Here is a 14,304-nt window from a genome sequence, read left to right on the forward strand (position 1 = left end):
GGATGACGCCTGTGGCTTATCCACCCAACAATACCAAACCGTATCCCGACATCACACGTTACTGCGGTAACAACTCATAACGCGGATCGTCCACAGGGCTGACCACCAGCGGCTCCGCCAGTTTCAGCGTAATCCAGTTCGACGTCACCTTCTGGCCTTTATCATCCTCAATCACCACCGAAAGACGATATTCATTCGGGCCGTTTTCGTTCCACATCGGCATGATCATGCTCCAACCGCTGGTGTCGCGGTTATCCGCAGGCGGCGTCAGGCTTAACGCCTGGGTATCGCCCTGCCAGGTAATATTGCGAATCTTGTGGCTGGCACGGATTTGCAGCTTAAGCGCCACGGTTTCGCCCGCGTGCAGTTCCCAAGGCGGCGTCGCCAGAAACACCGATAAAGTTTTGCGCTGGCGATACTCCATCACCGGCAGAGAATCACGTTCCACGTTGTCATAACGGCTGCCGCGTAATGAACTGGTGGTCGCCACTTCGGCGGCAGAAAGCTGTTTTGCCACCGGGACGCCAAAACGGTAATTCAGCTTCAGACCAAGATTATCCTGCGAAACGCCGCTTTCCCCCTGTTTATGCTGCGCGGTAAGCGTCAGCAGCGGGATCGGCGTGTAGCTGAGTCCCATAGTTACCGCCACCGGGTTGCGATAACCGGTACCGCTATCAAACAAATCCACACTGTTACCGTAGTATTTCTCAAAACTGAGGCTGGTATTGATATGTCGATAAAACGGCAGCCACGCCTGCGCGGTAATGTCATAGCCCCGCGCCAGGCGCTGCTCGAGCGTTTCACTGTTTCCTGACTGCCAGCCAGAGAGCGGTTGGTAATAGTTTGCCGACAGGCGCAAATATTCGCCCCAGGCTTCGGTCCCGAACCCTGCACGTTGTAAATTGCTGGAGAGTTGATTGTCATAAAAGGCGTTGTAACCAAGCAGCCAGTTGCCCGCCACCCAGCGTTGCCCGGCGCCCAGGTTACCAATTGCACTGTCGTCGCGCTGCGTAAATCCCACCTGGCTCCAGGTCAGATAACGGTTGTTATCTTCCCACGGTGTAAACAGCGAGGCGCTGCTACCGTCCCAGTTACCGTGCTCATCCACCAGCAAATTGATACTGGCTTTCCCCCACGGCGACAGCAGTGACTCGGCTTCGCTGGTCACTTTATCAGCCAGCACATCACGCAAACGCGCGAAGGCAAACATCCGCGCTTGTTCGCCAGTATCCAGCCCGTTATCGACCATACTGTCTTCACCGAATTTCTTCGCCATAGCGGCGATTTCACGCGCCGCAGCGTCGGATTCCGGCGCAAGACCCAAATCGGGCAGTTGTTCAGTTCTCTGGTCGAAAGGGTTTTCGGCTTTCTCGATAAAAGTCTGCCGGGTACTGGCAGCCCCTCCTGCGCTGAGGAGTACATAAGACAGGGTAAAAAATGGAACGGCTTTTCTAAACATCTGGAAATTATAACATCACGCCACAGCAAATCATTCCCAAACTGGCAAACACAGATTTGTCCGGTGAATATTAAGCCGTTATTTGGCCGCTTTAGCGATTAATGCCCTGAGTTCAGGAATGCATGAACCACAGTTGGTGCCACAACGTAATTTTTCACCCAGCAGCCCGACTGACTGGCAACCCGTTGCGATTGCCGAAAGAATCGTTTTCTCCCCTACGCCAAAACAACTGCACACGGTTGCACCTGCATCTCTTTGCACACCTGCCGATTTCCCGGCTAATAGCAGGTGACGGCTGGCGGCGGTTGTCGGCGCACTTTCAAAGGCGGAAACCACCGCACTGGTGTTGATATCAGGCCACCCTTTTGCTGCATAAAATGCCAGCTGTAGCTCACCATTGTGCCAGGCAAGCAGGTGGTAAAAATCGCCGTCACCGCGAGCATACTGCAATTGCCAGCCCCGGCCTGCGGTTAAGGTTTCAGCCCATGCTGCTGGCAGGTTTTCGGCGGCACAAACAAAGTGCTGCACGCCATGTGAAGTCTGCCGCCACCACTGAATTTCATCGGTAAATTCAATCTTTTCACGAGCGAAGATCTCCCCACGCCACGCAGGCTGCCAGCGCTGAATGCGCACCGCCGTTTGTTTACTTTCTGGCTGCCCGGAATGCGGGTCGCAAACCCCTGCCACCAGTCCATTGACCAGGCCTCGTCGCGAGAATTGCTGGTTCCAGTGCATCGGAGCAAACACATTTCCCGGCAACTGGCTGTCGCTCACTTGTACACGCGCCACCATCCCGCCCTGGCGCGAGGCGATTCGTACCAGATCGCCTTCAGTGACACCGTAACGTTTTGCATCGTGTGGGTGAATGTCGATAAGCGGCATATTGATGTGCTGCATTAGCCGTGGCACACCGCCAGTGCGCGTCATCGTGTGCCACTGGTCGCGGATGCGCCCGGTATTCAGTATCAATGGATAACGATGGTCGGCGGTGGCCTCAGGCAACTCCGGTTCGACGGGGACAAGTTGAAACTTACCGTTGGCGCGCCAGCTTTTGAATGCCGGGGCACTGGCTGTGGTTACAGGCCAGCGCACCGGTTCTAACGCGTCATATTGTTCGAGGTTCAGGTGTGCCAGGCCACTGATGTCAAAGGCACGGGTGCCATTATTCTCATATCCGGAGAGCGCGGCATGTTCACAGAAAATTTCATGAGCGTGCTGCCAGCTAAAGGCTTCTGCGTATCCCAGGCGACGGGCGATTTGCGAAATCATCCACCACTCGGCACGGGCTTCGCCTGGCGAGAGTAAAAACCCACGCTGGCGTGAAATACGGCGCTCCGAGTTAGTTACCGTACCGTTTTTCTCCCCCCAGGCCTGCGCCGGGAACCTGACTGTGGCAAAGCGCGAGGTGTCCGTATTGCGCACGACATCGGAGATGATCACCAGCGGGCAACTCGCCAGTGCCTGCGCCACGCGGGAACTATCCGGTAGCGACACCGCCGGGTTGGTGCCCATAATCCACACCGCTTTCACGTCGCCACGCGCTATCGCCTCGAACAGTTCAACCGCCATCAATCCTGGCGTTTGCGCAATGCGTTCGCTGCCCCAAAAGCGCCCCAGACGGGCAATATCCGCAGACTCGAAATTCATATGGCAGGCCAGTTGATTTGCCAGTCCGCCCACTTCACGCCCGCCCATCGCATTTGGCTGCCCGGTCAGCGAAAAAGGACCGCAGCCTGGCCGCCCAATTTTGTCACTCGCCAGATGCACGTTAATGATGGCGTTGCATTTGTCGCTGCCGCTTGATGACTGGTTGATGCCCATGGTGTAGAGCGTCATGGCACGGTCAGTGCTGGCAAACCATTGCCAGAATGTCTGCACCGCAGCGCTTTCGAGCTGGCAAAAATCGGCACATTTCGCCAGACTCCAGCCTGCGGCCAGGGTTGTTGCATCGCTTTGCCCGTCGAAGCGGTTAGTCATTAACGGCTGTTGTTGCAGCAAATAATTCAGTAACCCGACAAATAGCCCTGCATCGCTTCCGGGGCGCAACGCCAGGTGCAAATCGGCAATTTCACAGGTGGCGGTACGGCGTGGGTCGATAACCACCACTTTCATCTGCGGGCGCAGTTTTTTTGCCTGCACCAGGCGTTGATACAGCACCGGATGCGCCCATGCAGCATTCGATCCCACCAGCACAACCAGGTCGGTTTGCTCCAGGTCCTCATAGCTACAAGGCACAAAGTCCGCACCCAATGCCCGCTTGTAACCCACCACCGCCGACGACATACACAACCGTGAATTAGTGTCGATATTGGCCGCCCCGATAAACCCCTTCATCAGTTTATTGGCCGCGTAGTAGTCCTCGGTCAGCAACTGGCCGGACGCATAAAACGCCACCGCTTTTGGGCCGAACTCATCAATAATGGCCTGCAGGCGGCTGGCCGTTTCATCGAGCGCAGCGTTCCAGGTCATGCGCTCTCCGTCCACTTCGGGATAAAGCAAACGCCCTTCCAGACCGAGTGTTTCCCCCAGCGCTGCTCCCTTGACGCACAGCCGCCCAAAATTTGCCGGGTGCTGTTTATCACCGGTAATCTCGTGGCCGCCGTTGACTGCTGGCCGGGCTTCTACCCCGCACCCGACACCACAGTAAGGGCAAGTAGAGCGCACCACCGTATTCATGATGCCTCCGCACGCAAGATAAGCGCCTGACTCCCCACCCACACGGTGCCTTGTTCTACTTTCACCGGCCAGGCGCGAACAGCCTGCTCCCCGTCCTGCGTGCGCCCGTCACGCAGGCGAATACGGTGTTTGTAGAGCGGGGAAATCACAATCGGCTCGCCCGCAGCGTCACCCACTATTCCTCGGGAAAGTACGTTGGCATCGCTGCCCGGTTCAAGATTATCAAGCGCATAAATCGTATCACCAAAGCGGAACAGTGCGATTTGCAGCTCGCCTAAACGCGCGCCAATGCCTGCCTGCAAAGGAATGGCGCTGATATCACACACCGCGTGCCAGGGTTTAACGGGGACGACCGTCTGGTGTTGCACCACTTCATTTACCGGCTGCAACTGCCCGCGCAGCGTCTGGCGTTGGACCGCCTCATCCGGCTGTTCGCTGTTGACGTAAGAACGAAATAGCGCAAGGCGATCGGGGCTGTTAAGCGTGGTCTGCCATTCGCACTGGTAAGTGTCCACTACGGCCACCATCTCTTTTTCCAGTTCATCGGCAAGGCCCAGGCTATCGTTGAGAACCACGTCACGCAGATATTCAATGCCCCCTTCGAGGTTATCCATCCAGGTACTGGTGCGCTGCAAACGGTCGGCGGTGCGGATGTAAAACATCAGCAAGCAGTCGATTGTGCGGATAAGCGTTTCACGGTCGAGATCGCTGGCAAACAGATCGGCGTGGCGTGGTTTCATGCCGCCGTTACCGCAAACATAGAGGTTCCAGCCTTTGTCAGTGGCAATCACACCGATGTCTTTGCTCTGTGCTTCGGCGCATTCTCTGGTGCAACCGGAGACTGCCATTTTGATTTTGTGCGGGGCACGCAAACCTTTGTAGCGGTTCTCAAGCTCAATCGCCAGGCCGGTAGAATCCTGCACGCCGTAGCGACACCAGGTTGACCCCACGCAAGACTTCACGGTACGCAACGATTTGCCGTAGGCGTGCCCGGTTTCAAAGCCTGCCGCGACCAGTTCCTCCCAAATGGCGGGCAGTTCTTCGAGGCGTGCGCCAAACAGGTCGATGCGCTGGCCGCCGGTAATTTTGCTGTACAGCTGGTAGCGTTTTGCCACCTGCCCGATGGCAATCAACCCGTCCGGCGTGATTTCCCCGGCAGGTACACGTGGCACAATGGAGTAAGTCCCGTCTTTCTGGATATTCGCGAAATAGCGGTCATTGGTGTCCTGAAGCGGGAGATGTGCCGGTTTGAGCAGGTACTCGTTCCAGCACGAAGCCAGCACCGAGGCTGCCAGTGGCTTGCAAATCTCACAGCCGTGACCATGACCGTAACGGCTTATCAGCTGTTCAAAACTGTGGATATGGTTAACGCGCACCAGGTGGTAGATTTCCTGACGCGAGAACGGGAAGTGTTCGCAGATGTCTTTTTTCACCTCCACACCCTGCTCTTGCAACTGGTATTCCATCACCTGTTTCACCAGCGCCGAACAGCCGCCACAGCCCGTTGCTGCTTTGGTACAGGTTTTAATGGCGCCCATGTCGCCCGCACCGTTGCTCACGGCAGAGCAAATATCCGCTTTGCTGACGTTATGGCATGAACAAATCTGCGCGCTATCGGGGAGTGCTGCCACGCCCAGCCCCTTCGGCGCGCCACCAGCCGACGCAGGCAGGATCAGGCTTTCTGGTTGCGCGGGCAACGCCATGCCGTTGAGCATCATTTGCAGCAGCGTGGCATATTCCTGACTATCGCCCACCAGTACGCCGCCAAGGAGTGTTTTATTATCGGCAGACACCACGATTTTTTTGTAGACCTGTTGTGGCCCGTTAGTCCACTGATAGCTCTGGCTGCCGGGTGTGCGCCCGTGAGCGTCGCCAAATGACGCCACATCAATGCCGAGCAATTTGAGTTTGGTGCTCATATCCGCACCACGAAAAGCCGTTTCTTGCCCGGCAAGCGTTGCCGCCGTAACACGCGCCATCTGGTAGCCCGGTGCGACCAGACCAAAGATTTTCCCTTCCCACAGAGCACATTCACCGATGGCATAAATTGCGCTATCGCTGGTCTGGCACTGGTCGTTAATCACCACGCCACCACGTTCGCCAAGCGCCAGGCCGCACGTTTTCGCCAGCGCATCTTGCGGGCGGATACCGGCTGAAAAGACGATTAAATCGGTGCTGAGCGTTTCTCCATCGGCGAAATTGAGTTGCAAACCGTCAGCATCGGTAATCGCTGTTGTCGCTTTACTGGTATGCACCTGAACGCCGATATCGCTGATTTTCTCGCGCAGCATCGCGGCCCCGGAATTATCGAGTTGCACTGCCATCAGGTTGGGCGCGAACTCCACCACATGGGTTTCCAGCCCCAGCTGTTTAAGGGCATTGGCGGCTTCCAGCCCCAATAACCCACCGCCAATCACCACCCCGCGCGTGGCATTGCGGGCACATTGCGCGATGGCATCGAGGTCGTCGAGCGTGCGGTAAACAAAACAGCCAGCAAGATCGTTCCCCGGCACAGGGGGCACAAACGGAAATGAGCCTGTCGCCAGCACTAATTTGTCCCAGTAAGTCTCGCGCCCGTCATTGTCACGCACCAGGCGTTGCTGGCGATCAACCGCCACGATTTTGCTGTTACAACGAAGTTCAATACCGTGTTCGTTAAAGAAATCTCCTTGCACCATCGAGAGTGAGTCAGCACTGCGCCCGGCAAAATATTCCGACAGATGGACGCGGTCATAGGCCGGATAACGCTCTTCACCAAACACCACAATGTGGTAGCGCTTATGCAGTTGCAGTACCACGCACTGCTCCAGAAAATGGTGCCCGACCATGCCGTGACCAATTACTACCAGCGTTTCTTTTGTCATGTCGTCATTTCCGGCAGCCGGCGGCTGCTCATCAGAGTGATATTCATCAAACAGCACGCCAGGCGTAACGGGTGCCGCGTTGAGTAAAATGTCGGTCAGCGCGTTGGCGGGTGTGATATCCCCAAGCAGTAACGCGCCAAGCAACCTGTCACCGCGCAGATACAGGCAGCGATAATGTTTTGTCAGGGGATCAAAAGCGGTAAGAACACGCGTGTCTGGCTGCTCGCGGATGTCGCCTGCGGAAAATAGCGGGATGCCGCTCACTTTCAGGCGTGTGCCACGATCCAGGTAGTGGAAGTCATTACTGATTTCTCCGCACAGGCGAGCGGCTAATACATCGGCTTGTTGCAGGCATGGCGCCACCAGGCCCCATGTCTGCCCATCAATTTCACAACATTCACCCAATGCGCTGACGTGCAGTGTTGCACTGCGCAGTTGCGCATCGACGGTAATTCCACGCTGACAGGCAATTCCAGACTCTTGTGCCAAAGTAATATTCGGCTTCACACCCGTGGCGATAATCACCCGCCCGGCAGGTAGTACCTCGCCGTTGCTTAACGTCACACTGGCATCAGAAATGCGTTGAATGCCGCAATTTAACTGGCATGAAATCCCCCTTTGCGCGAGATGTTCCTCAAGCAGCACGCCCGCCTGTTGATTAAGCTGAATATCCATCAGCCACGGCTGGCGGTGCACCAGAGTGACGGGAATACCCCGGGCGCACAATGCAGCAGCAGCTTCCACACCCAGCAAACCACCGCCAAGTACTACGGCATCGCCTTCGCCACCAAGAATGGCGTCAACATCAGCCAGCGTGCGAAAGCCGTGAACGTGGGGCAATGTGTGGCCGTCTATTGGCGGAATAAACGGGCGTGAGCCGGTGGCGAAAACCAGTTCGTCGTACTCAAGCGCACGCTTTGCCGAGCGCACAATCTGGCGCTTTGTATCAACGTCCAACACCGCTTCAGCGGTTAACAGCTCGATATCATGGGCACGATACCAGGCCGCAGTGTGTAATTGCGTTGCACTGGCAGTTTTTTCCCCGGCAAGTACCGGCGAGAGCAAAATGCGGTTGTAGCTCAGGGCGGGCTCTTCACCAAAAAGGGTGATAGAAAATCGCCCCGCTGCGCGCGCCACAATTTGCTCCACCAGGCGGATTGCCGCCATGCCGTTGCCGATAACAATCAGACGTTGCTTCATGAGCCGTTCCTCAGGCAGCCTTCGGCTGCTTTTCGTACAGGAAACGCAGCACCTGCTGGCGCAAATGGTGGTAACGGCTGTCTTCTGCCAGTTCGACGCGGTTGCGCGGGCGCGGCAAATCGACATGCAGCGTTTCACCTACCGTGGCCGCCGGGCCGTTGGTCATCATCAGCACGCGATCGGAGAGCAAAACGGCTTCATCAACGTCATGAGTGATCAGCACGATGGTGGTGTGCAGCTCTTGCTGAATGTGCATTACCGCATCCTGCAAATGGGCGCGCGTCAAAGCATCCAGCGCCCCGAACGGCTCGTCCATCAGCAGCACTTTCGGTTTCATCGCCAACGCGCGGGCAATGCCGACACGCTGTTTCATGCCACCGGAGATTTCACCGGGTCGTTTGTTTATCGCGTGGCCCATTTGCACGCGTTCGAGGTTGTGAACTATCCATTCACGGCGCTCGGCGCGGTTCATGGTGCGGCGAAAAACCTGGTCCACCGCCAGGGCCACGTTTTCAAAGCAGGTCATCCATGGCAGCAGTGAATGGTTCTGGAACACTACGGCGCGCTCCGGCCCCGGCCCGGCGATTTCGCGGTTGTCGCAAAGCAGTCCGCCTTCAGAGGGCAAGGTGATCCCGGCAATCAGGTTAAGCAGTGTTGATTTCCCGCACCCCGAGTGCCCTATCAGGCTGATGGTTTCCCCTTCAGCGATATCAAAACTGACGTTACTGAGTGCTAAAAATTCGCCACTGGCAGTGGAAAAACGTTGGCTGACATTCTGAACCTGGATGATCTTCTTCATTGGTTTCCCCTTATTTTTCCCAGCTGAAGCGACGCGCCAGCAGCATTAAACCCTGTTCGAGCAGCAGCCCGACCACGCCGATAATCACAATCGCGATGAGGATGTTTTCGACGTTGAGGTTGTTCCACTCGTTCCAGATCCAAAAGCCAATGCCCAGGCCGCCGGTCAGCATTTCGGCGGCGACAATCACCAGCCACGCAATGCCGATAGATAACCGCACACCGGTTAATACCGCGGGCAAAACCGCCGGGAACAAAATTTTCCGCATCACCGTCCATTCGGAAAGTTTCAGTACCCGGGCCACGTTGAGGTAGTCGTCCGGAATGCGTTTTACCCCTTCGGCGGTGTTAATCACCATCGGCCAGATTGAGCAGATGAAAATGGTCCAGCTCGAGGCAGGCTCCGCTTTTTGAAACAGCAGCAGACCAATCGGCAGCCAGGCCAGCGGGCTGACCGGGCGCAAGAGCGAGATAATCGGGTTAAACATGCGGGCTAAGAAGGTAAAGCGACCAATCAGGAAGCCTGCCGGTATACCGACAATGGCGGCGAGGCCGAACCCAACGGCGACACGCTGGAGCGAGGCAAGAATGTTCCAGCCAATCCCCTGGTCGTTTGGCCCGGCGTTATAGAACGGGTCGGAAAACAGCGTAATGGCTGATTCCAGTGTGCGTAGCGGCGTCGGGAAACCTTTGCTGTTCAGCGCCGCGATTTGCCATGCCACCACCAGTAACCCCATACCAAGAACCGCGGGGATCAGGCGCTCAAAAAGGCCAAGGCTAAACTGGCGCCATTGTGGTTTACGGCGGCGAACGGTGACGGGCGGTAGTGTTATCACTTCCCCAACCGGGGCGCTAAGCGCCGTGGTGGGCGGTTTGTGTGCAGAATTGTTCATCTCATTCCCCTTAGCGTTTAATGGCAAAACTTGCGGCGTAAGCGGCAGGGTCGCTGCCGTTCCAGGTACTGCCATCCATCAAGGTGCTGGTGCGCATCTGGCTTGTGGGAACAGAAATGTTGCCCACGGCGCTAGCAGCCTGTTGATAGATGTCGATACGGTTGATGCGGCGAGCGACAGCAAGATAGTCAGGGTCGTGGTCCAGCAAACCCCAGCGGCGGTGTTGGGTCAGGAACCACATGCCGTCAGAAAGCCACGGGAAGGTCACTTCGCCGTCGCGGAAAAAGTGCATGGCGTGGTCGTCCTGCCATTTCTTGCCGATGCCATTGTCGTATTGCCCGAGCATGCGCCCAGTCAGGAAATCGGCTTTGGTGTTGAGGTACGCCCGCCCGGCGAGCACATTAGCGGTTTCGCGGCGGTTGTCGTCGCTGGCATCAATCCAGCGCGATGCCTCAAGAATGGCGGCGACTAACGCTCGTGCGGTATTGGGGTTTTGTTCCACCCAGGCGCTGCGGGTACCGAGGATTTTTTCCGGATGATCCGCCCAGATGGATTGCGAGGTTGCAGCGGTGAAGCCGATGCCGTCGCTGATTGCCCGTTGGTTCCAGGGTTCACCGACGCAAAATCCGTGCATATTGCCGATGCGCATGTTCATGACCATTTGCGGTGGCGGCACCACCACGGTGCGCACATCGGTAAACGGGTTAATTCCCGCCTGTGCCAGCCAGTAATAGAGCCACATCGCGTGGGTACCCGTCGGGAAGGTATGCGCAAAGGTGAAACTTCCCGGCTCTTTGCTGGCAACGAGTTTTTTCAGGCTTTGCGCATCCGTCACGCCCTGCTTTGCAAGATCCATCGAAAGGGAGATGGCCTGCCCGTTGTTGTTAAGCGTCATCAGGTTCGCCATCGACTGTTGTTTACCGGCGATACCCATCTCCAGACCATAAACCAGGCCGTACAGAACATGGGCAGCATCAAGTTCACCGGAAACCATTTTGTCGCGCACCGCCGCCCAGCTTGCTTCTTTGCTCGGTACAATCGAGATGCCATATTTTTTGTCGAAGCCTTTTACCGAGGCCATCACCACTGATGCACAGTCAGTGAGTGGGATAAAACCGACCTTTACCGTGCTTTGTTCCGGTTTATCGCTGCCCGCAGCCCACACGGAATTGATCATGCCCGGCAGTAAATACGCCCCGCCTAATACAACACCCGCCTGTAGAAATCGACGGCGCGACAAAGTTATGGTTTTTTTGCTCATCGGCTTCATCCTGATAAAAGGTAAAAAAAAAGCGCCCATCAATGTGGGTCAGCACATTGAGGGACGCCTTTGTCCAACCTGAAGCACACCGCCATTGGCGCAATTCAGGTAAAAGTTAGATTCAATAGGTTATTGCAACTCGCGTGCCAGTTTGGGAAGCCTGTGAATCCGTGCTTTTGCGAGAAAACACGTGGCCATTCGCACCACCAAAACGCACTAAATGCCCACCCTTTGTGCAACTACTCCTTAGTAGGTAGCTGCCAGATGTCTGCTACGGAAACCATCGCGCTCGCGACTTCTGTCATGCGTTTATTCTGGTTCATCGCCATTTTGCGCAGCGTTTGCCAGGCCTGTTCTTCAGTGTATCCCTGATGGCAAATCAGCAACGCTTTTGCCTGGTCTATCACTTTTCTCTCATCCACCGTGGTCTGAAGCGACGCCAGTTGCTGTGCCATGGTTTCGAGTTGTTGGGCCTGCTGGCGTACCAGCGGCAGAAGATGGCGGTCAAGATAGTGCTCGCTGTGGTTGCCGTCTCGCCCCGCAACCCAGTGAGCAAATTCGTTATCGTTAAGGGGTGTTTGCTGTAAAACCTGGCCAAGCGCCTGCTGCACCTGCGCCATCACCGCGTCGATAAGTTTATCCTCCACTTCTTTTAAGGCATCAATTCTGCTGGTTAACAGCGTAAACCAGCGTAATGCCAGCAGCGCCTTATCACCATCAGCCGGGAGGCGAGTACAAGCCATGCGCCTGAGCTGCTCGGTTTCCCGGCACGGTTCGCCACAGGCCTGGTATTGCAGGCGCTGCGGTTCATCGGCCATGGTGCAAAACACATCAAAACAGCGTTGCTGGCTATCAATACGATCCACCAATTGCTGGCGCAGCGTGTCGCTAAATTCCCCTTGCGTAAAACCGAGTGCACCAATCGCCCGCTCCTGCCCCGCAAACTCTTTGCCCTGCATAAAACTGAACAATGCCGCAAGCGTACGAGCAACGCCTGCATCGTCCACCACGTTGCTGGTTTCGGGGACAATACTAAGCAAGTGCCGCAGCGTGATATTGAATTGCTCCATCGCCTTTAGCGGCGTGATTTGGTGCTCTGCAATATTTGTTCGCAGCACCGGTAAATGCTCAAGGTAATGCAGGGCGCAGGCCAGACTGACCAACAGCGCACTGCCGGGTAGGTAATCTGGTTGCTCAATCGCCTGTTTGAAAAGACCCAGTTCGTGGTCAACTTCCTGCATACAACGCTGCCGTTCGGCACCAAACAAGTGGCCCGATGAACACAGCCAGATGTTGGAAGCCCCGCGCTCACGTTGTAGCATGTGTGCAAGCTTGGCTATCCGTCCGGTAAGCTGCCCGATTTGCAGAATGTCCTGCAACTGCTCGCGCCCTCGGGTTCGCGCCACCATTAAAAAGTCACGGGCGGTTGAATTCATAAACGCTCCTGAACGGCGAGTGATGATTTGAGTCATTCAGATAAGCAAGAAATGTGCCTTGAGGGGCAAAGGAGAAGCAATGCAAAAAATTGTGATTATCGCCAACGGGGCTGCTTACGGCAGTGAGTCTTTGTTTAACAGCCTGCGCCTGGCGATTGCATTATGCGACCAGCAGCCACAACCGCAGGTGAAACTGTTTTTGATGTCTGATGCGGTGACTGCCGGATTAAGCGGTCAGAAACCGGCTGAAGGTTATAACATCCAGCAAATGCTGGAGATTTTAACCGCGCAAAATGTGCCGGTGAAATTGTGTAAGACCTGCACCGACGGGCGTGGCATCACGTCATTACCGCTGGCTGATGGTGTGGAAATTGGCACGTTGGTGGAATTAGCTCAGTGGACATTGAGTGCGGATAAGGTTTTAACGTTCTAATAAACGAGCTTATAACTCTGGCCTGAAACCAAATTTAATGATGACCTGACGCTAATTATCCGTATAAAAAACCATCAGCTGAATGGTTTCAGGTACATCTGCATTTTTGTTTAATCCTTATGGCATTTTTTGATCAAAGTCAGCATTTATGAGGCTGGGGTCTGGTGTTATGCATGAAGTGTAATTTGTGAGCAGCATCACTGATTGCAAGGATAACCCGGCGCATGGATGTCTAACTTTGATGTGATAGCGGAGTATAAAAATGCCAGTAGTGAAAGCCAGTTTGCATCTTTTTGGCGGTGACACAGTGGTGGTTCACTGTTCAAACAAAAGCCATATTCATTTGATGAGCGACACCAGTTCTGCGGGTAAACCACAAGCTGATATTCTTAGCGTGGAAGATAAGCAGACTGCTTACTTGACGGTGCCGTACAGCGGGACGTGGAAAGTGTTGATTGATAGCCACAGTAAATCGCTTGAGCACTCAATCAGTTATGTAGCAGCATAAAAACCTCATCCCGGCCCTCTTGTTGAGGGCTACTTTTTTGAAGGATGAGGCTCAGAAATGGTCAGGCAAAGCCGGGCTGCAACTCCCCATCCTCACCTTTCGGTTGCAACCAGTCTCTGACTTTATTCACCAGCTCATCAAGACAATCATCGTGCATGCCCCGCTTTATCAGTTCTTGTTCAAGTGAGAACAGATACTGTGCGTTGGTACCCAATGGACCACTGGCGGCGGCAATCAACGGCGCGATGATCTCAGCACGCGTGTCAGCTTCATAGAGTGGATGACGCGGGTCCATAATAAACACCAGCGCATTCACCACGCGACAATCATCCAGCTCGAGTTTGCACCAGGTAGGCAAATAACAGCCGGTGATCATCTCACGCTTCCACACCAGCGTCAGTTCGTCTTCAAGAATGGCCTCTGGCAAACGGTAAGCAAGCCCTGTAGTGCGCCCACCTTCTTTCAGGGCGAGCATGCGACCAGGCTGGCATGCAGTTCCGCGCCCTGCCGTCAAACGCAGACAAAAGGCCCGATGCCAGCCAACAAGTGTACCTGCCGCTGACTCTTCATATTCAAATGCAGGGTTCCACATCAGGGAACCATAGCCAAAAATCCACACAGGACTGCTATCGGGACGGCAAGCGAGCGTTGCGGCGAGTGATGCCGATCGCTGCTCAGGGGTCCACAACAGCGATTCCTCAATGGAGCCAAAAGCTGTCTTACAATCTGCTTTAATTAAGAAATCACGCGTTAACACCATACACCTCCGCCACTGC

General features: G+C 55.4%; 10 protein-coding genes. 2 read left to right on the forward strand and 8 right to left on the reverse strand.

Annotated elements, in window-relative coordinates; translation table 11 throughout:
• Nucleotides 1-58 precede the first annotated feature (58 nt).
• From EDF88_RS03750 to EDF88_RS03780, 7 genes are all read right to left on the reverse strand, one after another.
• A complete protein-coding gene (locus EDF88_RS03750) occupies nucleotides 59-1,459 on the reverse strand; it encodes a YchO/YchP family invasin (RefSeq protein WP_134182983.1) in 1,401 nt (466 codons plus the stop codon).
• Between the two features lie 78 nt (nucleotides 1,460-1,537).
• Nucleotides 1,538-4,135 carry a nitrate reductase gene (locus EDF88_RS03755; RefSeq protein WP_134182985.1) on the reverse strand — a complete coding sequence of 866 codons (2,598 nt, stop codon included), beginning with the start codon at nucleotides 4,133-4,135 and terminating at the stop codon, nucleotides 1,538-1,540.
• A complete protein-coding gene (gene nirB / locus EDF88_RS03760) occupies nucleotides 4,132-8,199 on the reverse strand; it encodes a nitrite reductase large subunit NirB (RefSeq protein WP_134182987.1) in 4,068 nt (1,355 codons plus the stop codon). The genes EDF88_RS03755 and nirB overlap by 4 nt, the downstream gene beginning before the upstream one ends.
• A 10-nt stretch (nucleotides 8,200-8,209) precedes the next feature.
• A complete protein-coding gene (locus EDF88_RS03765; RefSeq protein WP_134182989.1) occupies nucleotides 8,210-8,998 on the reverse strand; it encodes an ABC transporter ATP-binding protein in 789 nt (262 codons plus the stop codon).
• A 10-nt stretch (nucleotides 8,999-9,008) separates the two neighbouring features.
• Nucleotides 9,009-9,890 carry a nitrate ABC transporter permease gene (gene ntrB, locus EDF88_RS03770; RefSeq protein ID WP_134182991.1) on the reverse strand — a complete coding sequence of 294 codons (882 nt, stop codon included), beginning with the start codon at nucleotides 9,888-9,890 and terminating at the stop codon, nucleotides 9,009-9,011.
• Between the two features lie 10 nt (nucleotides 9,891-9,900).
• Nucleotides 9,901-11,151, reverse strand: a complete 1,251-nt coding sequence (locus EDF88_RS03775) for a CmpA/NrtA family ABC transporter substrate-binding protein (RefSeq protein ID WP_134182993.1) — start codon at nucleotides 11,149-11,151, stop codon at nucleotides 9,901-9,903.
• Between the two features lie 239 nt (nucleotides 11,152-11,390).
• The gene (locus tag EDF88_RS03780; protein ID WP_134182995.1) at nucleotides 11,391-12,587 is read right to left on the reverse strand and encodes a nitrate regulatory protein; all 1,197 of its coding nucleotides are present in this window, start codon (nucleotides 12,585-12,587) and stop codon (nucleotides 11,391-11,393) included.
• A 79-nt stretch (nucleotides 12,588-12,666) separates the two neighbouring features.
• On the opposite strand from EDF88_RS03780, the gene EDF88_RS03785 reads away from it, so the two are divergent.
• Together EDF88_RS03785 and EDF88_RS03790 are read left to right on the forward strand one after the other, a co-directional pair.
• Nucleotides 12,667-13,020: a DsrE/DsrF/TusD sulfur relay family protein gene (locus EDF88_RS03785; RefSeq protein ID WP_134182997.1), complete on the forward strand. Its 354-nt coding sequence runs from the start codon at nucleotides 12,667-12,669 to the stop codon at nucleotides 13,018-13,020.
• A 262-nt stretch (nucleotides 13,021-13,282) separates the two neighbouring features.
• Complete coding sequence (locus EDF88_RS03790; protein WP_064518449.1) at nucleotides 13,283-13,528, forward strand: DUF1883 domain-containing protein; 246 nt, start codon at nucleotides 13,283-13,285, stop codon at nucleotides 13,526-13,528.
• Between the two features lie 61 nt (nucleotides 13,529-13,589).
• Here EDF88_RS03790 and EDF88_RS03795 read toward each other — a convergent pair whose 3' ends face one another.
• Nucleotides 13,590-14,285 carry a gamma-glutamylcyclotransferase gene (locus EDF88_RS03795; protein WP_134183268.1) on the reverse strand — a complete coding sequence of 232 codons (696 nt, stop codon included), beginning with the start codon at nucleotides 14,283-14,285 and terminating at the stop codon, nucleotides 13,590-13,592.
• Nucleotides 14,286-14,304: the final 19 nt, after the last annotated feature.

It is taken from the genome of Buttiauxella sp. BIGb0552 (assembly GCF_004366275.1).
Classification (GTDB): Bacteria; Pseudomonadota; Gammaproteobacteria; order Enterobacterales; family Enterobacteriaceae; genus Buttiauxella; species Buttiauxella gaviniae.

Coding starts and splice junctions, on each gene's coding strand:
- EDF88_RS03750 (WP_134182983.1), bottom strand. CDS start 1,459: ATGTTTAGAAAAGCCGTTCCATTTTTTACCCTGTCTTATGTACTCCTC.
- EDF88_RS03755 (WP_134182985.1), bottom strand. CDS start 4,135: ATGAATACGGTGGTGCGCTCTACTTGCCCTTACTGTGGTGTCGGGTGC.
- nirB (WP_134182987.1), bottom strand. CDS start 8,199: ATGAAGCAACGTCTGATTGTTATCGGCAACGGCATGGCGGCAATCCGC.
- EDF88_RS03765 (WP_134182989.1), bottom strand. CDS start 8,998: ATGAAGAAGATCATCCAGGTTCAGAATGTCAGCCAACGTTTTTCCACT.
- ntrB (WP_134182991.1), bottom strand. CDS start 9,890: ATGAACAATTCTGCACACAAACCGCCCACCACGGCGCTTAGCGCCCCG.
- EDF88_RS03775 (WP_134182993.1), bottom strand. CDS start 11,151: ATGAGCAAAAAAACCATAACTTTGTCGCGCCGTCGATTTCTACAGGCG.
- EDF88_RS03780 (WP_134182995.1), bottom strand. CDS start 12,587: ATGAATTCAACCGCCCGTGACTTTTTAATGGTGGCGCGAACCCGAGGG.
- EDF88_RS03785 (WP_134182997.1), top strand. CDS start 12,667: ATGCAAAAAATTGTGATTATCGCCAACGGGGCTGCTTACGGCAGTGAG.
- EDF88_RS03790 (WP_064518449.1), top strand. CDS start 13,283: ATGCCAGTAGTGAAAGCCAGTTTGCATCTTTTTGGCGGTGACACAGTG.